The 23,357-nt window shown below is 40.4% G+C and carries 18 protein-coding genes; 7 read left to right on the top strand and 11 right to left on the bottom strand.

What is annotated here, in order from left to right; genetic code table 11:
• Window positions 1-22 precede the first annotated feature (22 nt).
• The 4 genes from H5158_RS01940 to H5158_RS01925 all read left to right on the top strand — a co-directional run bounded on the left by H5158_RS01940 (window position 23) and on the right by H5158_RS01925 (window position 6,604).
• Complete coding sequence (locus H5158_RS01940; RefSeq protein WP_149980347.1) at window positions 23-1,267, top strand: exonuclease SbcCD subunit D C-terminal domain-containing protein; 1,245 nt, start codon at window positions 23-25, stop codon at window positions 1,265-1,267.
• Window positions 1,264-4,905: an AAA family ATPase gene (locus tag H5158_RS01935; RefSeq protein WP_182739344.1), complete on the top strand. Its 3,642-nt coding sequence runs from the start codon at window positions 1,264-1,266 to the stop codon at window positions 4,903-4,905. The genes H5158_RS01940 and H5158_RS01935 overlap by 4 nt, the downstream gene beginning before the upstream one ends.
• A gap of 9 nt (window positions 4,906-4,914) precedes the next feature.
• A complete protein-coding gene (locus tag H5158_RS01930) occupies window positions 4,915-5,580 on the top strand; it encodes a class I SAM-dependent methyltransferase (protein ID WP_149980345.1) in 666 nt (221 codons plus the stop codon).
• Between the two features lie 364 nt (window positions 5,581-5,944).
• A complete protein-coding gene (locus H5158_RS01925) occupies window positions 5,945-6,604 on the top strand; it encodes a hypothetical protein (protein WP_182739343.1) in 660 nt (219 codons plus the stop codon).
• Between the two features lie 74 nt (window positions 6,605-6,678).
• On the opposite strand, the gene H5158_RS01920 is transcribed toward H5158_RS01925, so the two are convergent.
• Window positions 6,679-8,196, bottom strand: a complete 1,518-nt coding sequence (locus H5158_RS01920; protein ID WP_182739342.1) for a hypothetical protein — start codon at window positions 8,194-8,196, stop codon at window positions 6,679-6,681.
• A gap of 74 nt (window positions 8,197-8,270) precedes the next feature.
• A complete protein-coding gene (gene dgt, locus H5158_RS01915; RefSeq protein WP_182739341.1) occupies window positions 8,271-9,734 on the bottom strand; it encodes a dGTPase in 1,464 nt (487 codons plus the stop codon).
• A 203-nt stretch (window positions 9,735-9,937) separates the two neighbouring features.
• On the opposite strand from dgt, the gene H5158_RS01910 reads away from it, so the two are divergent.
• Complete coding sequence (locus H5158_RS01910; protein ID WP_182739340.1) at window positions 9,938-11,149, top strand: ectonucleotide pyrophosphatase/phosphodiesterase; 1,212 nt, start codon at window positions 9,938-9,940, stop codon at window positions 11,147-11,149.
• Window positions 11,150-11,261: 112 nt separating this feature from the next.
• Here the strand turns inward: H5158_RS01910 and H5158_RS01905 are convergent, their stop codons facing one another.
• Window positions 11,262-12,005: a zinc-dependent metalloprotease family protein gene (locus H5158_RS01905; RefSeq protein WP_149980340.1), complete on the bottom strand. Its 744-nt coding sequence runs from the start codon at window positions 12,003-12,005 to the stop codon at window positions 11,262-11,264.
• 56 nt (window positions 12,006-12,061) lie between these two features.
• Complete coding sequence (locus tag H5158_RS01900; protein WP_149980339.1) at window positions 12,062-12,766, bottom strand: hypothetical protein; 705 nt, start codon at window positions 12,764-12,766, stop codon at window positions 12,062-12,064.
• A 461-nt stretch (window positions 12,767-13,227) separates the two neighbouring features.
• Here H5158_RS01900 and H5158_RS01895 point away from each other — a divergent pair, with 461 nt between their 5' ends.
• Window positions 13,228-14,229 carry a RimK family alpha-L-glutamate ligase gene (locus H5158_RS01895; RefSeq protein WP_149980338.1) on the top strand — a complete coding sequence of 334 codons (1,002 nt, stop codon included), beginning with the start codon at window positions 13,228-13,230 and terminating at the stop codon, window positions 14,227-14,229.
• A gap of 239 nt (window positions 14,230-14,468) precedes the next feature.
• Window positions 14,469-15,626 (top strand): benzoate/H(+) symporter BenE family transporter, encoded by a 1,158-nt coding sequence (locus H5158_RS01890; protein WP_182717321.1) that lies wholly within the window; start codon window positions 14,469-14,471, stop codon window positions 15,624-15,626.
• Between the two features lie 158 nt (window positions 15,627-15,784).
• Here H5158_RS01890 and H5158_RS01885 read toward each other — a convergent pair whose 3' ends face one another.
• The 7 genes from H5158_RS01885 to H5158_RS01855 form a co-directional block, all read right to left on the bottom strand.
• Window positions 15,785-16,828 carry a DUF2955 domain-containing protein gene (locus H5158_RS01885; protein WP_149980336.1) on the bottom strand — a complete coding sequence of 348 codons (1,044 nt, stop codon included), beginning with the start codon at window positions 16,826-16,828 and terminating at the stop codon, window positions 15,785-15,787.
• A gap of 12 nt (window positions 16,829-16,840) precedes the next feature.
• Window positions 16,841-17,902 carry an HlyD family secretion protein gene (locus tag H5158_RS01880; RefSeq protein WP_149980335.1) on the bottom strand — a complete coding sequence of 354 codons (1,062 nt, stop codon included), beginning with the start codon at window positions 17,900-17,902 and terminating at the stop codon, window positions 16,841-16,843.
• A 3-nt stretch (window positions 17,903-17,905) separates the two neighbouring features.
• Entirely contained in the window at window positions 17,906-18,382 is a 477-nt protein-coding gene (locus H5158_RS01875) for a MarR family winged helix-turn-helix transcriptional regulator (protein ID WP_182717320.1), read from the bottom strand.
• Window positions 18,383-18,602: 220 nt separating this feature from the next.
• Window positions 18,603-19,076: a TlpA disulfide reductase family protein gene (locus H5158_RS01870; RefSeq protein WP_179959137.1), complete on the bottom strand. Its 474-nt coding sequence runs from the start codon at window positions 19,074-19,076 to the stop codon at window positions 18,603-18,605.
• Between the two features lie 295 nt (window positions 19,077-19,371).
• Window positions 19,372-20,256 carry a spermidine synthase gene (locus H5158_RS01865; RefSeq protein WP_182717319.1) on the bottom strand — a complete coding sequence of 295 codons (885 nt, stop codon included), beginning with the start codon at window positions 20,254-20,256 and terminating at the stop codon, window positions 19,372-19,374.
• The gene (locus H5158_RS01860) at window positions 20,249-20,869 is read right to left on the bottom strand and encodes a fused MFS/spermidine synthase (RefSeq protein WP_145238924.1); all 621 of its coding nucleotides are present in this window, start codon (window positions 20,867-20,869) and stop codon (window positions 20,249-20,251) included. The genes H5158_RS01865 and H5158_RS01860 overlap by 8 nt, the downstream gene beginning before the upstream one ends.
• Window positions 20,870-21,231: 362 nt before the next feature.
• Entirely contained in the window at window positions 21,232-23,313 is a 2,082-nt protein-coding gene (locus H5158_RS01855) for a TonB-dependent hemoglobin/transferrin/lactoferrin family receptor (protein WP_182739339.1), read from the bottom strand.
• Window positions 23,314-23,357: the final 44 nt, after the last annotated feature.

Raw genomic sequence — 23,357 nt, 5'->3', positions numbered from 1 at the left:
AACTGTTTTTTAAGAGCGTGACATGAAAGTCTTACATACCTCAGATTGGCATTTAGGCCAACAATTTTACGAACACAATCGCTGCCAAGAGCATCAGGTGTTTTTCAGTTGGCTCATAGACACGCTCATCACACAACAAATAGATCTGCTGTTAGTCGCTGGTGATATTTATCACACAGCTACCCCGCCTGCTAGCAGTGAAAATCAACTCTACCAATTTATAAAAGATGCCAAAAAACACTGCCCTGCATTACAAATAGTGCTTATTGCCGGTAATCATGATTCTGCAAATCGCATAATGGCCGCCCAGCCGCTGCTTGCTCAGTTTGATACTCAGGTCGTAGGCCGTTTTGATGCGAATAGTCCAGCAGATGTGGTACTGCGTTTAAATAGCAACCCTGTAACAGCTCATATCGTTGCAATGCCATTTTTACGTGCCAGTGATGTTAGTTCACTTAGTCACACTGAAAACGGTCACGATTACGCTCAAGGCATAGCTAAGGCGTACCAGCTAAGTATTGAGCATGCGCTCATTGATAAGCCTGCAACAACGCCGCTAATAGTGATGGGGCACTTACATGCCAAGGGCGGCGATATCTCTAGTGATTCTGAGCGAAATTTGATAATTGGCGGAGAAGAATCAGTCACAGCAAACGTGTTTAGCAATCATGCTGATTACGTTGCCCTGGGCCACTTGCATAAAGCGCAAATAGTCGCAAAGTCCGAGACAATCCGCTATAGCGGTACACCAATGCCGATGTCGTTTTCAGAGCGCAACTATAAACACCAAGTATGTGTTGCTGAGTTTACAACCACCACTGATGATACGATTGCAGTGACTGTAAACCCCCTTTACATTCCTCGCCCAACAGAAGTGATTTTATTACCTGAAGGAGAGTGCGTACCTCTTGAACAATTATGCCAACAACTATCGAGCCTAGACCTAAGCCAATATAGCCAAGCTCCGTATGTAAGAGTAAAGCTTAGTGCAGGTGATACCGATACAACTTTTCGAGAGCAAATTGAAAAAGCACTAGAGAACAAAGAAGTGCGCTTTTGTGGCATAGAACGCGTTCGTCAGCAAAATAAAGAGCAGCGTTTAACTGTCTTTGAAGATTTAAGCCAAGTCGAGATGCTCAACCCGCAAATGTTATTAGAGCAAGCGTTTGCCAATAACAAAGACATGGCGGGGCAAGCTGTCCCGGATGAGCTAAAAACCCTTTTAAACGATGTAATAAGCGAACTTGCGGAGCAAGAACAACTATGAAAATAACCGCAGTACGCATCCATAACTTAGCCTCAATTGTTGACGCCGAAATCGACTTTACCAAAGCACCGTTAAGGGATGCTGGTTTATTTGCCATAACGGGCGACACCGGTGCAGGAAAAAGCACTTTTTTAGATGCGATTTGCTTAGCCCTTTATACCAAAACAGCTCGATTAAGAGGTGATAAAGGTAACTTAATAGATTTTAATGGCGACAGTATAAAGTTAAATGACCCACGTAACTTATTACGTAAGGGTAAATGGGAAGGTTTTGCCGAGGTCGATTTTTTAGGCCAAGATAAACAGCTCTATCGCGCGCGCTATACCATTCAAAGAACTCATAAAAAAATAACCGGCAAGTTAAAAGTAGCTGAGCACAGCCTCTATACTTTGCCAGACGAAACGCTAATAGCTGATAAAAGCAACACCATAAAAGAAGTCGAAAGTAAAATAGGGCTCAACTTTGAACAATTCTCGCGGGCGGTATTATTAGCGCAACATGAGTTTGCTGCATTTTTAAAGGCCACGGGTGATGAACGAGCCCAGCTTTTAGAATGCTTAACTGGCACAGATAAATTTAGCTTGATTGGTAAACGTATTTTTGAGCGCCATAAAGAACAGCTAAATAAACTCGAATTGCTCAAAGCCAGTTTAGCCAGTTATACCTTACTCACCGACGAAGAACTTGCCGCGAAAACTCAACTACTTGATGATTTAAAACAGCAAATTGAAGATACTACAAAAACCTTAGCTGGCATCGAGCAGGGTATAAACTGGTATAAGCAAGCCAATAGCTTAGAGCAAGCACTGAATCTAGCACAACAAAATCAACAACAAGCCAGTACAGCGCTTAAAGCCATTGCAACACAAAGTGAACAGGCTAAACAAGCGCAAAGTGCACTGGAAATTAAAGACAATCGCAATCGTTTTAAAAGCTTAACGGCGCAAAATAATGAACTAAATACCAAGGTAAATGATTTAAAGAGTATCGATCACGCGGCACTCATTACTGATCTTGCCAGCGCACTTGAAAAGCACAACGAGAGCTTGCAAACGGCGAAACAACAGCAAAAAAGCGCAGAACCAATCATTGCTAAAGCGCGTGAACTCGACAATCAACTTGCGATGCAAACACAAACAATAACCAGCATTACAAGGCAAAATGAAAAAGAGCAAAAACAACTTACTCATTTACAGCAGCAATTTAAACAAAGCCAAGCAAGTCATCAACAAGCAAAAAAACATTCCGAGCAACACCAGCAATGGCTAACCCAGCATAGTCAACTTAAGCAACTAGCGAGTGATTGGAATTACTATCAGCATAGCTTTAATCAGTTTTTGCACGCTAAGCAGCAATTTGCAACAACGACTGAACAAAGTACACAGTTAGCAGCTGAGCTTATACGGCAAAACGAGCAGCTGGAAACACAAACTAAAAAACTGACGCTAAGCGAACAAACACTTTTAAGCGAACAACAAAAGCTTGATCAACTCAATAAGCAACACGGCCAATTTAATATTGAGCAATGTGATGCCAAACTTAAAAATATCGATTACTTAAAAGAGCAACGCGAGCGTTACAAACAGTTTAATCAAGAGCTAAAGCAAAGCACGCAACAACAAAGCGTTATTGCAAGCAAACTAAGTCAGGGCGAGCAAACACAAACAACGCTAACCCAGAACCTAGTAACACGAGAACAAACGCTTACACACAGTGAATACGCACTAAATCAAGCTCGCTTGCGTGCCAGCGAAAGTGTCGAACATTTACGTGCTCAACTTACGCCAAATGAACCTTGTGTGGTATGTGGAGCAACCGAACACCCATTCGCAGATCAGCAATTAACTAACTTAATCGCTGCTTTTGAAAATGACTATAAAACTGCAAAACAGCACTACGAAAATGCCCTAGCAGAGCTTCACTCGCATCAAACTCAGCATGCTGTGCTCGTTGCTGAACACACACAACACAGCCAAGCGGTACAGGCTGCACAGACTAAACAGCTTGAAATAAAACATACCATGCAAGCGGCCCGCACTGAACTTAATGACTTAACCTCAGAGCAATTGGAGGCCAGTTACATTGCGCTCAATGAACAAAAAACACAGTATTATGCAACACAAAAACAACAGCGCAACTTGCAAGAGCAGGTAAACCAACTGCAAAGTATCTTTAAAAATGAGCAGCAAGCTCAACAACAGTTACATACACGCCACCTTGAACTAAGCAATCAACAAAGCCAGCTCAATAGCAAGCTAAGTGAGCTAAGCACACAAATTAATGAGCTAACCGCGACCCTTAATTCACAATTTCAAGAGGCTCAATTTTGGCAACAACTGCAAAATAATACGCTTGATTTAACTGAGTTAAACCAGCAAGTTGAGCAATATCAGCACAACCAAGAGCAGCTTGAGCAAGCGCAAAAACAACTCGATAGCGCTGACCAACAGATGCAGCAGTTTACACCGCTGATCAGTGATGCGGAGCTGATCTTAAAAAACCTAAATGATGATTTAGCCAAAGCACAGCAACAACATAGCAGCTCGCAAAGTGAGCGCTTAGCGCTATTTAATAATGAACACATTAGTGCTGACGACTACCAAACGAAGCTAGCTGCTCAACAAGAGCAATGCCAAGCACAGCTTCAACACAGCCAAAAAGCGCACGATAACGCGATAAAGCAACGCGACGAGCACGCGATAACGCTGCAAGGCCTCGAGCAACGGCTACTTGAAAATGCGCAAGAACAAGCCGACCTCGATACTCGCTATAATCAATGGTTTGCTGAATTTAAAAGCCGCTACAGCGATACAAGCCACGAACAGGTCGCAATTTTACTAACACTAAGTAGCGATGAAATTAAAACGCATTTAAAGCAACATGAACAATTAGCGCAAGCTTTAATAGATGAAAATGCCGCGTTAAAGCAGCACAAACACGCTTACTTACAGCATCAAAACAGCAATAAACCTAAGCAAAGCCATGCTGAGCTTATTCAACAGTTAGCCAATTTAAACGATCAGCAAGCTGCGCAGCACAAAGCACAGCTTGCAACCAATACTGTACTTGAACAGCACAATCAAAACCGTCAGGCGCTGCAAGGCAAACAAACTGAATTGGCAACCTTGCAAAAACACGTCGAGCAATGGCATGTACTTAATAAAGTGTTGGGTGATGCAACGGGTAAAACCATGCGTAACTTAGCACAAACGCAAACGCTAAAAATATTATTACACTATGCAAACAGCCACTTACGAACGTTAAACAAACGCTATGAACTTACAGCTATTGAGCAAACCTTGGATATCGCCATTGTTGATAAGGACATGGCCGATGAGCAACGTTCAGTTAATACCTTATCCGGCGGCGAGTCGTTTTTAGTCTCGTTGGCACTTGCGCTGGGCCTTGCATCTTTGTCATCCAATAAAGTAAGTATTAACTCTTTGTTTATTGACGAAGGCTTTGGTACGTTAGACAGTGAAACATTAAGCATTGCCATGGATGCACTTGATTCATTACAAGCGCAGGGGCGCAAAGTGGGCGTGATCTCCCATGTATCTCAAATGACAGAACGGGTTGCTACCCAAGTTCATGTCGCCAAGAAACCTGGTGGCTATTCGACTGTTACAATTATTTAAGGAATAGTAATGCCAACATTTACACAAGACGAAGCAACGCAGTATGATTCTCGCATTCCTCGTTTAGTACCGGGGTATGAATTACTGCACAACAGTACCGCAGCGCAACTACAAGCAACGCTCGGCGATGAAGCACATATATTGGTAATAGGCGCCGGTACCGGTAAAGAAGTCGCCCTCCTTGCTGCCTTGCAGCCTAAATGGCATTTTACTGCACAAGATACCTCACAAGACATGCTCGATATCGCAAAGCAACGATTTGTTGAGCTTGGGATCAGTGAGCGGGTTACTTTACACTTAGGCTCGCCATCCGAACTTAAACAACAAGCGGATGCCGCATTATGCTTATTAGTGATGCACTTTGTGGCAGATAACGGCGATAAAAAAGCCATGTTGCAAGCAATTAGCACACAGCTAAAAGCACATGGGCAATTATATTTAGCCGATTTAATGCGTCCAGAAACACTTTTTGAGCGTGATGCCCAATTGATACTCAGCAAACAATTAGGCTTAACTGAAACAGGGGTAGAGCGCATGCAGCATAATTTTGAGCATGAGTTTTTCCCACTTGATAGAATTCGTCTTGCCGACTTACTCGATGAAACAGGCTTCAATAGTGGCAAGTTGTATTTTAAAACACTTGGCTTTAGTGGTTATGTGGCACAAAAACGCTAAACGTAAACTAATAATTTACCTTTCACAATGCTCTATTACTTCCTAGACATGCATTAAAGCATTTTTAAAACCGTTTACCCAACGCTGGTTAACGGTTTTAATATTGACACTTTATTTTTCAATATCTTACCCTAACCAAATAGATTCGTATTAGGTCTAATAAAACCACCATTACTTGGGATTGTGTATCATCCCACTAACAACAATGTACTGACACACTTAGAATCAATAATAATTTTTTCATGTGCTTTCAAGCCAAATATAAGCTTTTAACGGTTACCGTCTTATTTTTTTGTACCTATAAAGTTTGCAATAACAAAAAATAATGGTAGGCTGTAAGTTCATCTTTTACAGGACGTAACTAATGAAAAAATGGATTTTTATATTAATCTCCCTCAGTTTCAGCCCGCTATGTACTGCATCCGCTGTTTACTCCCCTTTGACACAACCGCAATTAGAACAACCTGACACAACACTATTAACTCGACTAGCTGATTTTTGTAATCGCAGAGAAAACATCACAACATCAACCGATAAAGACAGCTTCGCGAATATAATTGAATCACCAATAACAGCTGGTTTTTATCTACACTCATATAACAACACGGCAAAACAGACTGCATGGCGCAATTTTTATGAGTTGCCAGCGCGCTGTAAAACTAAAGAAAACGCCACCATTAATGCACTTTGGTGTACGGAGCATCAGCGAAAAAAACGCCAACAGTTTGAATTACAATGGCAAACAGCGGGCAACTTACAACGTGCCGAAGTACAACCTAATGATCATGTCTATGAAATCATCCTACCCAGAAAAGGCATGCAATCGATTAGTTTAGCTACTCAAAACGTAAAGTCACTCCCCCAAACAAGCTTATTACAACATGCTTCTTCATTAATGGGGATTGTCTGTATTTGTTTGTTTATTACCGTTGTGATTTTATTTTTTAGTTGGCGACATGCTAAAAGGGTGAAGCGGTTCGTAATCTTAACTCATACCAATAAAGTAATTTATAGCAGCAAGTAACAGCCCAGAGCAGGCTGCTACTAAACGAAATAGTCTGAGCTTTGGAGAATCAATCTCCAGCGACAATTAATAAATTAATCGTCGGTTTTTAACTGTTTTGCACGCTCTTGTGCTGCAATTAATTTGGCTGATTTTGGCACTGTTTTTTTCGGGACAATCGTCGGCTTTTCTTTTGAATTTGGATCCCAAGTAGGGTCGAGTGATAAATTAGCAAATGGGTTAGCTTTACTCTGATTTGGATCTGCTACAAATGCGCCAGATATATCATCTCTTTCATCGTGCTCTGATGCACTATGCTGCTCTGCTGCTAATTCATCGTTTAATGCCGCAAGCGCCTGTGCTATTTCATCATCACTGTCAGTTACCGTTAAAGTATCAGCTTGTGGTTGAACATCCACGGTCGTTGATAGCTTAACTTCCCTCATTTGCGAAAAGCCTGATGTGAGCACTTGGCCACTACTATTAACAGCATCCGAATGGACAATTTCATTTGCTACTTCATTCGTTGCGCAATGAATAACGTTTTCATCATCCATTTTAGGTAATTGCTCAGCTTCGCTATCGAGCTCTGTTGTGGTCGTTTGGTGTGGTTCTAAATTAGTATCAAGATCAGCTTCAACATTTATCGTCGCAGGCTTTATGACATTTTTAGGTTGTTGTGGCTTCTGACCTGGTAATGGCGCATCAGGATCAAACATACGCACTTCAGGCTCTTTAAAATCATGCTCATTTTTAAAAAGCCGCTGCGTTAACTCAACTTTTACGTTTACATCGTCTGCACTTATCACTTCAGTTTGTGGAGTTGCAATGACTACTTGCTCTGCTATAACCGCTTTTTTTGGCGCAACAGTGGATTCGCTTGCTATGGGCTCAGCCTTTGCGGGGGTTGGTTTTGATTCAGCGGCTTCTGTACTTGAAGCCTTATCAGTTGCAGGAATTAGCGGTGCAGTTTCAACTGCTGCTTTTTTGTTAGCGCGTAAGCGCAGCAGCAACATTGCAGCTAATAATAAAACTACTAACAACAATAAACTTGGCATTAATAACGAATCCGACTCAGTGCGCACTGGTTCTGGGGCTGTTACCTTTATCGTCGCAGGTTCGCTTATTATTACTGCTTCGGGTGTAGCATCAACTACATCATTGTTTTGCCCAAGCGGCTGTTCGACTGTGGTTTCTGCGCTGCTCTTTTGCTCAACTTCAATACTTTGGACATTCTCAACATTTTCAACAATTACAGACGCCTCCCTTTGAACTTCTGCTGGCTCATTTTTGGCTACTGACGAATTGCTGTCAAGGGGGTTTACAGTCGAGTTTTGCGTCTCTAATGTAGATTTTATTTTATTATCAACATGTGTTTTTGGTGCAACCACTACAGGTGCTGGTTGCGCTTGAGACGCTGCTGGAGGTGGGTTACTGCAGTTGTTTTTATAATCTTTTGCCGCATTTCGATAACTACGGCTACTTGTATTATCGCTGTATTGCTGCATTTGTTGTTTATACAAAATGCACATAGCTTCACTGTATTTAGCAAAGCTATTGAAACTAAAAGTAAATAAAATAAATAAGCAAAGTCGTAATACGTGAGCCATCATAAATCTATTAAACAAAATAACACAATAAACCCAGTTTAATAGTTGTGCGCAAATTTATCTAGCAGTGTGTTTTGCTAATCAATTACCATCAAGGTACGGTATTCATCGTAAGCAAATTGATCTGTCATGCCGCTGATATAATCTTGAATAAATCGACAGCGATAATAAAACTCATAAGCGAGTACATGATCAGGTTCTGCTTGCATCGCTTCAATGGCTTGTAAATAGCTATTTAAATGCTTTTTCGAAAGCTTTTTGAGTAACCGTGTTTCAATTAAGAAACGACCATCCCCTTTGATCACCCGTTTAAAGTCATCATGACTTAGCAGTAGTAGTGGCTTATAACAATCAAGTAATCCATTGATAATTCGATAGCCTTGTAATTCAAGTTTACCGACTTCCTTATGTGAAAACACATATTCAAACGCCACTTGTTTCAAAGTGGTGGTTATAGCGTGTAAATGACTGCGGTCTTCTAACAAGGCCTGATTAAAATCACCATGATAAACCGCTTCAATATTATCTATAAAACGTTTGGCCGCATAATTAACCAGAGGGTGGAGTAGAGTTACCCGTAAATAAATAAAAAACTCGCTATTAAAGTTATAAGGTTGCTGAGCGGCCTTATCGAGGGCATAGTTAACTGCTTTTTCAACCACGTGCTGATGTTCTGCATCGTCAATAGTAAGATTAGTTAACACTTTTTGATAATGCTGTTTGAGTTTATCGCATAATAACTCAACAGTGATGATGCCCTTTTCTACGGCATCTTCAATATCAGCTAAGCAATATGAAATATCATCCGCCGCTTCCATTATATAACTGGCGGGGTGGCGACATTGTGGCTCTATCAATAGCTCTTTTTGCAATCTTTCAACAAAGTTTTTTTCACTGTAGTAAAAGCCTACTTTTTTCATCAAATAATTTTTAGTTCGCGGTATATCTTCTTTCGCCATACTTGCCGGACGCGTGTATTTTAGAATACCAGCCGTTTGGCTATAGGTTAAATTAAGTGATAATAGTGAGTGTACAATACGGATACCTTGCGCATTACCTTCAAAGTTACAAATATCTTGTGCTAAATGTTTAAATATTAAGCCAATTCCCGTGTGTGGATCGGCGCAGCGCTGAGGGGTAAGCGTTGCTAAATTTGCGTTAAACCAGTGATTAATCGCAGCTTCACCAAAATGACCAAACGGTGGATTACCTATATCGTGCATCAAGCAGGCCATTTCAACCAGACTTTCTAGCGGCCTCTCTAATCCTGTTAGGCCATATTCAGCTTGTTGTTTGGCCGTTAAATTCGCAAAGATGCGTTGCACTATAAAACGCCCAACTTGTTGTACTTCGAGAGAGTGAGTTAACCGCGAGCGTACCGCAGCATTGCGCTCCAACGGAAACACTTGCGTTTTTTGTTGTAAGCGGCGAATTGCAGCACTATTGATGATACGGCCACGATCGCTTTCTAACGCCATCTGTAAATTAGGGGTTGAGCGCAGCTCACGCGCTGACGTTATTTTTTTGCTGAAATCGATCATAGACGCTCCTTTTATTGTCTACTTTTAATCTAACAGCTTGTTTACTAAATTAATATCCATGACTGCTGTTCGCACATAAATTTATCTATTAATAATTATCACGGTCATAAAATAGCGGTACACTGCATATTAAACATAAGCATATCGTAACGTATTTGTTTATCTTCTGATTACCAATAATGCCCAACAAAGGTAGTAATACAATGAAGCCTATTTTAAGTTTTCTGTTATTAGCATTGCTCATTTATAGCTCTTTTAGCCACGCTAAAGACGATAAAAAATCTGCAAGTAATACCGTAGTACTTGTTTCTCTTGATGGATTCCGCTGGGATTACATCGAAAAACACGGTGCTAAAAATTTAGCCGCAATAGCTAAATCGGGGGTTCGCGCAACTAAAATGCGCCCGGTATATCCAACTAAAACGTTTCCTAATCATATATCTATTATTACAGGTTTATTGCCAATTAATCATGGCGTAGTAGATAACCGCTTTTGCGATACACAAAGAAATGAATGCTATAGCATGGGAAAAGGGAAAGACGACAGCACATGGTTCAATGGCATTCCACTGTGGAATTTGGCGTCGATGCAGGGATTAAAATCAGCCGCTTATTTTTGGCCAGAATCGGATGCGCGATTTAATGGCATGCTGCCGGATTACTTTTACCATTATTCAAAACACAGTGATTATCAAAATCGTGTTGATCAAATTATTCAATGGCTAACATTGCCAGCAGCGCAGCGCCCGCAATTAGTTGTTAGTTATTTTTCACTGGTAGATAGTATGGGCCATGAATATGGGCCTGATGCTGAGCAAACCAAGCAAGCGGTAAAAGAAGTAGATGTATTAATGGGGCAATTACAGCAACGTCTTAATGAACTAGAGCAAAATGTTAACTTAGTGATTGTCTCCGATCATGGTATGAGTACCGTTGAGCCAAACCAAAGTATTGCTATCAGCAGCTTACCGAAAGACGACAAGTTTATGGTTAAAAATACCGGACCGAGAGTATTGATCTATGCTAATAAGGGCACTACAAAAGCTGAGATCACAGCATATAAACAACACTTAACGAAAGCAGCAAAAGGGCGCTATACCGTGCTAAGTGATGAACAACGTAAGCTTTATCACTATGCTAACAATGGCCGAACTGGTGATATTATTTTACAAACCACAGCACCAAGAAGTTTTGCTGATACCGGTAAAGTAAGCTATTTAGGTACCCATGGCTATGCGTATAGCGAAGATATGGCGGCAACCTTTATTGCCAATGGCCCAGCATTTAAAAATTCATTAGTAATCGATGAAGTAAATAATTTAGATATATATCCACTTATTGCCAAAGTACTGGGAATTAAAGTGCTCAATGCAATCGATGGCGATGGTGCAACACTTTGGCCTGCTTTAAACTAACTAAGCTGATCTTTGAGTAATAAATCTATCATAATTAGGTTTGGTTTAATTAAATAATAAAAAGAGCGCAAATGCGCTCAAAAGGGAAAAAACTATGTACTAAAAATAAACGCTATTTAAAGTTAGCAATACTGTCTTTAGTGGCATTTACTGTACGCCATGCAAACGACTCACCAGTTACACCATAGGGGATACCATTAACATCCCAGCTAGGGTTAGAAAAGTAATCGTATTGCGTGGCACTTCCAAACACATGAGGGTACGCCATAATACTGGCAAACTGATTTTGTACGCCATGGCCCATACCATCAACATAAACACCACCGGCGGTATCGCCTTGCTTACGAGAGTGCGCTAAGCCTTGATTGTGGCCCAATTCATGTACGAAGGTTGTTGCTCCACAATCTACCGCTGTAATGCTGTACATACTGTTACTTACTGAGCTATATAAATTGCCGTTACTGCCACTACCAACCCACGCAATACCACACGAAATTAAGTTACTGCCAGCGCTTTGACCGGTGCCAAGTACCGCGACCATATCAGCACCCCAGCTATTGCGTAAGCCTTGAATATAGCTACTGTTAGTGACTGAATTTAACCAGCTACTTGAAGGTGTAATCGCATGATTTCCTAAGTTTTCGCTACCAACTAATCGAAGCGTAATATCAATACCATTTTGACTGTAAACCTGGTTACTAAAGGCAATATACTGGTTAATTTTAGTATTAATGTTTGCAGTGGCAGCCGCCGCTTGATCTGTATATAAAATCGCAATATCAATTGTCGCAGCGTGGCTAGTTGCTGTCATACCTAATGCACAAAATGCAGCTAAGGGAATTAGTCGTTTATTCATGTTAGTTCCTTTTTGGTTGTGTTTATTGCCTTATAAAAATTTATTTTGCTAAATTTCTATAAATTATTACCCGTAGGTTTTGGCGCAAATGGATCTTCACCATTACTTGGTTGAGGGGTTGGTTGTTTCGTTACTTGATGTTCCATATGATTTTTATAAAGATCTCGCTTTGCCGCAAGCCAACCATATTGACCTTTACTTTCAAATACATAATTACCGCTTGGTGCAGTTAATTGACCATATATAGCGTCTTCGCCAATAGTCATTACGGTGGTGTGAAATCGCCCATCAGCACCAAGCACTCGGCCAAAAATACTTTTATCACCATTGCTTGCTGCAATAATATTAGTCACCTCTGCACTAAAAGTTTCAGCAGTTTGTGGAATAGCTAGATCAAAATTATCACCTTGCTTGAGCTTTCTGAGCGCCACTAAATCGAACTCGATATAAGCTTCGTTATGTAAATCTGTAGGCAATAATCCTGAGGCTTTGAGAACTTGCTCTGCTTTCTCTGAGAGACGATTAATAGCATCAAATTCATCATACGTTTGATCTACTACAGCTGGCTGTGTAGCTGACACACTTGGCAACGATATATCAGCTGATACTTTAGCGGCTAGCTTCTTAGGCGCTATACCCGATAACTGAACGTCACTCGCAGCAACCGAATGGGTGACATTGCTTTCTTTGTAGATAACAAACTCATATAGCAAAAAAGCGCTGATCGGAACGACAATTATAAATGCAATAGCCCTTTTCATTTGTCTCTCTTTTAGATCTAAAAGTTAATATATTGTTATTTTTACATCAGAGTAAATTAAAGCGCAAGCATAAATTTGTTACCGAAAATAAAAACAGTCTTTTTAAATATTTATCATATTAATCTTATGGTTAATAATTTCATCAAACAAAACCTATTAAAAGCTAACTTTCACCCTCATAACACAACCTTTTAAGTTAACATTAACTTATCAATTATACCTTTTACAGTTACATACTTTATTGCAATAAAAAAACACCGACTATTGATTAACCAAAATGAGATCTGAAAAATAATATTATCGTGACGATAAAATTTATTTGTTTTACTGCACATCAGATGAACCTCATACTCCGCGTCTTTTGCCGCAGACTCTCATCATCATAAGTGACTGTGAACATCTATAACGTAGTGAGCCTATTTTTTCTGTGAGCTGCGGATCAATACTCAAGAGGAAATACCATGCGTGGCTGGATCATTTATAAAGACAGTGCTGGATTACTAAAACAAGAGACCTACGAAGTAGAGCGTTTACTGGCCGCAGCAAAAGAAGAAGGTATCGATTTACAAGTTTTCTCTCCCGATCAATTTGATTTAACTATCACCCGCGAAGATGGCAAAAGCATTCTAATTGACGGTGTAACCACAACTTTGCCTGACTTTGTTATTCCTCGCATGGGCGCCAGCACCACCTATTTTGCACTAGCAATTATTCGCCATCTCGAGCGACTAGGGGTGTACTGCGTTAATAGCTCACAATCAATTGAGACGGTAAAAGATAAACTGTTTGCACAGCAAATTTTAGCTGAGCGTAACTTACCTACACCAAATACTATGCTGGTAAAATTTCCAGTAAATATCGACTTAGTAGATAGGCAAATAGGCTTTCCAGTGGTGATTAAAACACTTTCAGGCTCGCAGGGCAGTGGCGTATTTTTATCAAAGTCAAAAAGCGAATTTGACGATTTAATGCAATTAATTGAAGCCGCCAACCCGCAAGCTAATATCATCTTGCAACAGTTTGTTAAATCTAGCCATGGTCGTGATTTGCGAGTACTCACTATTGGTGGCCGTGCTGTCGCATGTATGGAGCGAAACTCTGGCGGTAAAAACTTTAAAGCGAACGTGAGTGCAGGTGGCACTGGTAAACCGCACCCAATTACTCCAGAGATTGAATGGTTAGCTACACAAACAGCTAATGTACTCAATTTAGACGTTGCTGGTATTGATTTATTATTTGATGATAATCACTTTAAAATTTGCGAAGCAAATTCAAGCCCTGGATTTGAAGGCTTAGAAGCTGCACTGGGGATCAATGTGGCTCGTGAAATCTTGCATTTTATTCGCATTCGCTTGGGTATTTTTGACCGCCCAGAGAATTTAAGCTTAGCCTTGGATGAAGACAGTAAAGCAGCGATGGAACAGCCAACTCCAAGCCCCAAATTAAGCGCTGTAGTACAGTAAAATTTTAGTCGTAAATAACGACTATTGCTTTGTATACTAAGCTGTCATTGGTGACGTGTGAAAACTGTTACACCGTCGCCATTACAAATCTAGCACTTTATCACTACCTAAGAACATAAATACTTTCTCCAACCAGTAAGACCTTAGTCATAAGTAACCTTGAAAGATAAACACGCCCTAGCATCAAAGTAATATTTGTGTATAAATAGAACGATTGAATTCAACGATTTAGGAACCACATGCAACTATCAAATCAACTATTAAACCGTTTAACTGCGGGCTTAGTTGCGGTGATCATCGGTTTTACCAGCTCTATCGCACTTATTTACCAAGTCGTTATTGTGCTAGGTGGCACAGCGGAGCTCGTTGCAAGTTGGGTACTTATGTTAGGTCTTGCGATGGGTGTCACTTCAATTGGCTTATCGTACTACTATAAAATCCCAATTTTAATTGCCTGGTCAACAACCGGTGCCGCTTTACTCATTACCAGTGCCCAAGGTTATAGTTTAAATCAAGCTGTAGGCGCATTTATGTTCAGTGCTTTACTGGTATTTATTTCAGGGATCACTGGCTGGTTTGAAAAAATAATGCAACGTATCCCGAGTCAAATTGCCTGTGCAATGCTTGGCGGTGTTTTAGTGACTTTTGGCATAGATGTATTTAACTTTATGGGTGAAAAACCATTGCTAATTGGTGCGATGGTGCTGGTTTATTTAGTCTGTAAGCGTTTAATGCCACGTTTTTCAATGCTTATAGTACTGATTGCCGGGTTTGTAATGGCAGGCGTTACAGGACAAATAGATACCAGCAGTTGGCAATGGAAAATGAGCGAGTTTGCGTTTATCGCTCCTGAATTTAATTTACAAGCGATGATCAGCGTAGGTATTCCGCTTTATATCGTCACTATGACTTCACAAAACTTGCCAGGCATTGCAGTGTTAAAAGCACATAATTACCCAGCCCCCATCTCTGCAGCGCTCAATGTCACTGGTTTTAGTAATATCCTTATTGCCCCCTTTGGTGGTTATGCCATTAATTTAGCAGCTATTACTGCGGCAATTTGCATGAGTGAAGATGCCGACAGCGACCCTAAAAAGCGTTACTGGGCAAGTATCGCGGGCGGTGGCTTTTATATCCTGATGGCGATTGGAGCAGCGACTCTAGTGGGTTTAGTGGCAAGTTTGCCACAAGCACTTATTTTAGCCTTGGCGGGGATTGCTTTATTCACCACCATTGCCTCGAGCTTACAGCAAGCTTTGTCTGATAGTTACTACACTGAAGCGGCAATGATCACTTTTTTGGTCACCGCCTCTGATCTTACTTTATTTTCTATTGGCTCGGCATTTTGGGGGATATTGTTAGGCGCGCTGACTTTATGGTTGATCCCGCGAAAATAACACTCGCAATAAATCAGCTTAACGCATCGTTGAGTAGCGATTGTGTTAATTAGTGGTTTATAAACTCACGCCTAAAGTGATCATTATTTAAACACTGTTAGTATAACAAAGTAATAACCGCCCTAGTGCATAAGGAACTGACTAAGGCGGTTATTATATTAGTCGAAAGTATGATGACGGGTGACACTAAACCGGTTAAGAATATGATGCATAATATACACCGCACATAAACTCACGATTATCGCAACCGATACAGACGAAAACCGATAAAGCGCACTGTAAACCAAGTCTTGCCCAGGTCCGAGAGACTGACCAAATAAAATTCCAAATGTGGTAATAACCCCAAATCCAACACCAGGGATACCGCCACCTAAAATATGATAACGGCTAAATATAAAGGTTAAAACCCACAAGATCAGCGCCGGAAAAATCAGAATATCGGTGTGATTATACAAAAACAGCTGCGATACTAACGCTAAATTACAACCAATTAATGTGCCAATTGCTCGTTGCCAACCAGCCATGCCAGCGGCTTTCCAGCACAATGGAAACAAAATTAAGATCGATGCCGCTTGTGCTGAAATTGAATCTTGTAAATCAAATACCTGAAAAATCACAAACGACAGTGTAGCAACCGTAGCGCACAACAGTACTTCGTGGCGAATACTCTCTTTTGCTTTTGTTGGCATCACCCGACCTTGGCGTGGTGCAACATCAGGAAATACAAAGTGCATTAATACCGCCGCTAACACGGTCACTACGACTGCTAAACCATTGCTGATGATCAACGGATAAATACTTGTGCCATTACCAACATAACTAGAAAAGTGCAGTTGAATAGATAAACTAACGACACTTAAAGCACCAAACAAAAAGTTAGCACCGCAGCTCATTTGATAAAACAAAAATGCAAACGCTAAAAAGCACAGCAAGGTCATCGCCACTGGTAAATGAGAAAATAACCCCTGTACTATTAATACAAATAACCCACTAAATGCCGCGCTGGCAAAAAACTGACGAATGATATGTGCATTTAAAATCGGCACTAATCCTAATAACAACATAGGATAAACGGTGAAGAAAATACCATTTGGCCAATTCATCAATTTACATAAACTAAATCCTAACGCGCTGCCGCCAGCGATACGTAATGCTTGCCGAAGGCCATTCTGGTCTAGTTTTACAGGGACTGATGCAGACATAATAAAGCCTTATTAGTAAATGTAATGCAGTAAACTGATAAAGCGAATTTGCATGACACCAAACCATTGCCCAATTACTGACTCAGGCAGTAGCTGCACTGTTGCACGTGCACCACTAGGTAGTTTACTTAATAGCTGTGCTTGCTCTAAATCAATGTGAATACGTTGGCGCTGCGCATCACGAACCCAGCGATTACTGCTTTCAGTACTGCTTAATAAGCCATTAGCATTGAGCTGCCCATTACTTACGCCAGCTTCAAAAGAGTTCACTGTAGCAGCAAATACTTGGCCTGGCAGAGCATCAAACGTTACTTTTGCTTTGCTGCCCACTTTAATATTAACTAACGACTTTTCACGAAAATCAGCCACTAAATCAGCTTTATTGGCCACAACAGCTAACATCGGTTGACCTTTATTAGCAAATGTTCCGGTGCTTACTTGCAAGTTTGCGACTTTACCATCAGCATCAGCAGTCACTATGCTGTATGATAAATTGAGTTTCGCTTGTGCCAGTTGGTTTTGCGCATGGCGTAATGCTAGGTTGTCTTCGCCTAATTGCCCACGTGCCAGTTTTGCCTCGGTTAACTGTGCTTCAATAGCTGCGACATTCGCTTTACTTGATTGATAATTAGCGCTAATTGTTTCGTACTCTTGCTCCGATATAGACCGTTTTTTCAATAACGATTCACTGCGATCAAATAACAACTGTTGCTCATGCAGCTTGGCATTTCCAGCGGCTAGCTGAGCCTGTATCGCTTTAACACTGCTGTCTAAGCGCTGGTTTTGCAACTGCGCATCAGCATAAGCCAGTTGTGCTTGCTCTAGTGCTAATTTAAAAGGAGCTGCTTCTATTAAAAATAGTGCTTCACCCGTTTTAATCGCTTGATTATTATTCACCAATACTTGGTTCACGCGGCCACTCACTTGTGGCGTTACTTGCACTACAGGGTGATATACGCGCGCTTGCGGAGTAACCGGTAAAAACATATCGGCAACGACAAAGTAAGCGAACAATAAAATAAACCCAACTAATGATATTTTTACATAGCGGGCAAATTTTTGATCCGGTGTCATGAATTATTTCTCTCCAGAAAAGTGGCTAATACAACGTCGAGCATTGGCTTCCATTTGCACTAAACCATAGGCCATAGTATCAAGCTGCTGCGTTGTAAGTTCTGCATAAAGTTGTGTTTTAACCTCAGCCATAATATCTCTGAGCGCATCTAATAATAGTAATCCTTGCTCAGTAAAATAGATTTTACGACTACGTTTATCATCGCTATCAATGCGACGAACAATAATCGCTTGTTGCTCTAACTGTTTAATTGTTCGCGTTAGCGAAGGCATTTCAATCCCCAAACTGCTAGCCAGTTCTTGTTGTGTAACACCTTGTTTTAAATGATGGATATGGATCATCGCAGTCCAACGAGATTGTGTTAACCCTAAAGGCTCAACAGCGAGAGTAACGGCATCGCGACAGAGTCGGAAAACGCGCCCCATGCTACCGCATAAACTTAAATCTAAAGTTTCATGAAAAGGAGGTGATGAAATCATAATAGTACCTAGTTACTTAGCATGCTAACTAGTTTAACATTACTTAGCATGCTAAGTAAATATTGAAACGCTCTAAAAAAATAACGGCAAAGAGGGCTTTAAAAACGATTTAATATCACTGTGTTGAGCAAATTAGCGAATAATCCAATGGGGGAGGAATTGTGAACCAAGTAACATTATAAGGAGGCTATTTTATTAATTTTTTCATCGTTACCTCTTCTTAAGGCTGAACGGCTAATAACTGAGTTATTTCTTGCTCATATTGCGCTTTTTTACTGTTCTTAAAGCCAATATGGCGATATTTTATTTTGCCATCACGGCCGTACACATAACTACTTGGCATACCGAGTAAATCGAATTGTTTGCCTATTAGTGCATCAGGATCATAAATAATAGGAAAATCAGCGGGAGTGTGTGCTAAAAAATCAACCGCATCTTGATGCTCAACATCTAAGTTAACTGCCAACACCGTAAAGCCTTGCGATTGGTATTTTGTTTGCATTTCATTAAGCCAAGGAAAAGACTTACGACAAGGTGTACACCACGAAGCCCAAAAATCTAAGAATATCACTTGGCCTTTAAGCTCTGCTAACTTATCGGTTAGTTGTTGCTGACTGGAGATAACTGGCACAACGGTTTCTTTACTTAACACTGGCGCACTCGCCATAGCAGTAAAAAGTGCCGTCACAAGCATAAACCGTGATACAGACCGAGAAATAATCACCACTTTTTAAGCCCCTAAAAATACCTAGAAAAATAATTAGTTTAACAATAGCAGGCAATTCTTAAGAAATACTTAAGACAAGCCTAACTATAACTTTCGCTCAAAGCACACTATCTATCAGTGCAGCAGCAGAAACCTTAAACTAATCTATGAGGGAAGACTCGATTAGAAATTTAATCGGGTATTAACTTAAAAAGGGGGAATTAGCAGTTAGCTTTGATGGCCAGCAAGCTGGCCTAAGTGTAGTAACAAATGGGCGTAAACTTTAGAAATTGAGTAAGTTTGCGGGTGAGTACTGATCAGTGAGTACTTTTGTATCGCTAGGCCAGTCTTTATTATCTTTGGTCGAAATCATCCCTTCGCTCACCGCTTTGATATCAACGTGATAGGGGGCTAATAACGGGGTTAGCTTTTCTATTCGCTGTGCTAGCTGCACAGGACTTGGAAATTTATTAAAGCCAGCTAAAATAATTCGATTACTATTTTTCTCAGTGCTCACATTAATAAAGTCACCAAATACCGCTTCATAAGTGGCAGATTCATGCTCATAAAGTTTGCTTGATGAAAAGGTATTTGCCGCTACTACGCCACCATCAGCCAGTACACTTTTCACTTCCGCAAAAAACTCTTTAGTAAGTAAATGCTCAGGGATGTAATCACCATTAAATGCATCAAGAATAATCCAGTCATACTTGGCTTGTTGGATTGCTGCGCGTTTAATAAAAATACGCCCATCTTGTACTTTCGAAGTAACTTTATCGTTCTCTTTAAAAGCAAAATAATCACGCGCCACTTTTATAACTGCGGGATCAATTTCAACATTTTCAATCATTGCGTCAGGATATAGCTCGCTGATCACATTTGATAAGGTGCCGCCGCCAAGCCCGATAATGAGTACATTTTTTGGATTGTCTATCAGTAGTAAACTGGCAAAAGTGAGTTTGGTATAATTAAACACTAGCTTTTGTGGGTTGCTTTTATATATGCAACTTTGACTGCTTTTACGGGCTTTTTCGTCAAACTTTAAACAGCGTAAATCGCCGGTCTCTTCAACTAAAATATTACGATAAAGCGACCGCTCTTGATGGATCACCTTAGCTTGGCTGCTAAACCCAATTAACAGTAAGGTCACGAGTAAATACTTAAACATTGTGTTTCTCCTTGTTAGCTAATTGATTTACGCCAATTGCCAATAAACCTAATAGCCCTAATGTCGTCGCGAAACCCAAAATAATGGTATTCACATCAAACGCTAGCACCATGTAAAACGAGGTAATAATAGTCCCTAAGGCACTGCCTAAGGTGCTGACAAAATACAAGCCGCCAGCGACTTGGCCGCTGTGCTCGCTATCGGTCACTAATAAACGCACAGAGTAAGGCGAAATCATGCCTAAAATAATAGTAGGGACAAAAAACAACGCTGTAGAGGCCAATAACGAGCCATAACGGCTGTCTTCTATGTGAGAAAAAATATACGCCATAATTGGCTGGGCAAATAATGCAATGGGCAGCACCATAATACTGGCAACTAAAAATATTAAACCGTATTTGGTTAACGAAGGCTGGCGAATTGAAAGCTTTCCTCCCAATAAATAGCCAAACGATAAGCTGAGCATAAACACAGTAATAATACTGCCCCAAATATGCACACTACTACCAAAAAAAGGCGCTAAAATTCGCCCGCCAAGTAGTTCTATTCCCATAATACTAAAGCCGCTACTAAAGGCTAAAAAATAAATTAAAGCATTGGTTTTTAAAGTCATGTAATTATCATTTTGTAACTTATTTGAAGCACTATACTAACGTGATGTAAACATAGCCGCCAGTGTAATAATTAATCGAGTCAACATAACTCAAAGCTACTTTTATAAACCAAGACAGTCTCACTTTAGTTATGGGGCAACATAAAGTCAGCCATCATAGAATAGGGATTAATTTCGCTAGCCTGCAAAGTATTAATGCGCCAAATATGATGCATGTTGTTTAGCAACTGTTAACCCCCTTTACAGTCTTTATTAACTTTAAAACCACGACTCTTTTTACATCATCTAGGCAAAGACTCAATGAATAAGTAAAAAAGTAGTAAGTTTAAAACGCTGCACTTACGCGCAGCGTTGATTACGTTTTAAAACTGATAACTTACGCGGGCAGAAAAGTTACGCCCGGGCTGAGTATATTGGCTAAAATCAGCCCCCTGAGATTGCCCTGCAATCAGTTCAAAGGGTACATATTTTTTATCTAGCAGGTTAATTACGCCCACATTTAGCTGCCATGTTTGCCATTCATAACTTGCGTATAAATCCACAATACCGTAACCATATCCTTGCGTTGTTTTATCACCACTTGCATCTCGCACTACATCAGACTGTGATTTAGCAAAGCGCCATGCTGCGGTCCAATCAATATCGCCAAGTGCTGTTGTTAACTGTATTGAACCGTTAAATGGACTGATACTGGTTAACGGCTCGTCTGTTTCTTTGTTTTCGCCTTCAACATATGCAACATTTGCCTCAACTAAAACATTATCGCTTACATGCATCAACACGCTCGCTTCAACTCCGCTGATCTGTGTTTCACTAATATTTTGGTATTGGTAAAAAGTTTTATTTACATTCGGTATGAACGTTGGCTCAACACCTGCAATTGCAACATCGATAAAGTCATCATAAGCGGCGTAAAATGCACTTAAAGTAACGTTGATATCATTACCAGAAAAGCGCATGCCAAGCTCATATGAGTCGCTGCTTTCGGGTGCTAAATCTGCGTTTGGTAATATTTGATAAAATGGTTCAACACCATGGCTTTGATACGCTTGATCATGCGGGGGAATTTTAAAACCACGTACATATTGCCCATACCAAGATAAATTATCATTAACTTGATAAATCATCCCAAGTTTTGGTGAAAACGCAGATTCGGTAATGTCATCAAGCTCAGCATCGCTATAAAGCTCATCATCTTTAGCTGCTAATGAATAATAATCAAAGCGTACACCTGCAATCAAAGACCACGCGCTATTTGCAAATTTAATATTGTCTTGCATAAAAACGCCCACTAAAGAGGTATCAGCGCCAGGAAAAGCTTTTTGTTTTTGATCTGTAAAATCGACTGTTCCATCAGCCAATAAGCGTGTTTTATAACGTGGACGTGTTGTATCGTATATATCTACGTCAGCACCATAAACAAAGTTGTGGGTCGCATCTTGTAAGGTTATTTTTTTATTAAATACAGCCCTTAACCCTAAAATATCTTGTTCAAAGCCATAGTTGTTGTAATCGGTATGCGCTGCTGTAGCACTAATTTGATCACTTTGCTGCTCATAACGACTAAACGATACTTGCCAATGCCATTGATCAAACGCTGCTGTGGCCGCTTTTGAGTCGTAATCCAGTGCTAGCGACCAATTAGTATTTTCGTCTTTAGTTTCTTGGCTCGCTTTGGTGATTACTTGTTCAGTAGTTTGATTAAAATAATCTAAGGTGTATTTTAACGTGCGCTTTTCATCAAGTTGCTGCTCTAGTTTAACCAATAACGAATCTGATTTAGCATCATAACCAGGTAGGTTTTCAGTAAAGTTTTGTACTTCTTCGTTATCTCGGTGGCTATAAACGGCACTAACACCTAAATCTCCCAAATTTTTAGCCGCAGTAATATCTACCGACATTTGATTACTCTGACCTTGATATCCAAGCGCCACTTGAGCAAAACTATTTTCGTTTAATAAATAATCGCTCGGATCTTTAGTGGTGATAACCACAATACCACCCAGTGCATCTGAACCATACAATGAAGACGCGGCTCCCTTGGCGACTTCAACTTGCTTTATCCCAGCGACATCAAAATAGCTACGACCAACCAAATAGCCATCTCCGCCAGCATAACCATCGTTAGTTCGACGGCCATCTTTAATAAACACCACGCGGTTACCACCGACTCCTCTAATTGAAAGCGTTTGAGCCGCAGAACCACTGCCCGTGCTTGATATACTGGGGTCATAACGAAACATTGTTTGTAAATCAACAGCCAATTTACGTTCTATGTCTTGCCCTGTAATCACAGTTACAGAGCCTGTTACGTCTTCAAGTTTTTGTTCAAACCGAGAACCGCTGACAACAATATGCTCACCAATTATCTCCTCGGCAATGGCAGAGCCCGAACCAAGTAGTAACGTTGCTAAAGCAGTAAGTTGAAAAGAAGGAAAATTCACATTAACTCCAAATGATAATTGTTGTTATTTAGTAGGGGAGGGAT

This window comes from Pseudoalteromonas sp. SR45-6 (assembly GCF_014163545.1).
In the GTDB taxonomy this organism is placed as follows: Bacteria; Pseudomonadota; Gammaproteobacteria; order Enterobacterales; family Alteromonadaceae; genus Pseudoalteromonas; species Pseudoalteromonas rhizosphaerae.
This window is presented reverse-complemented; position numbering and strand designations above follow the sequence as displayed.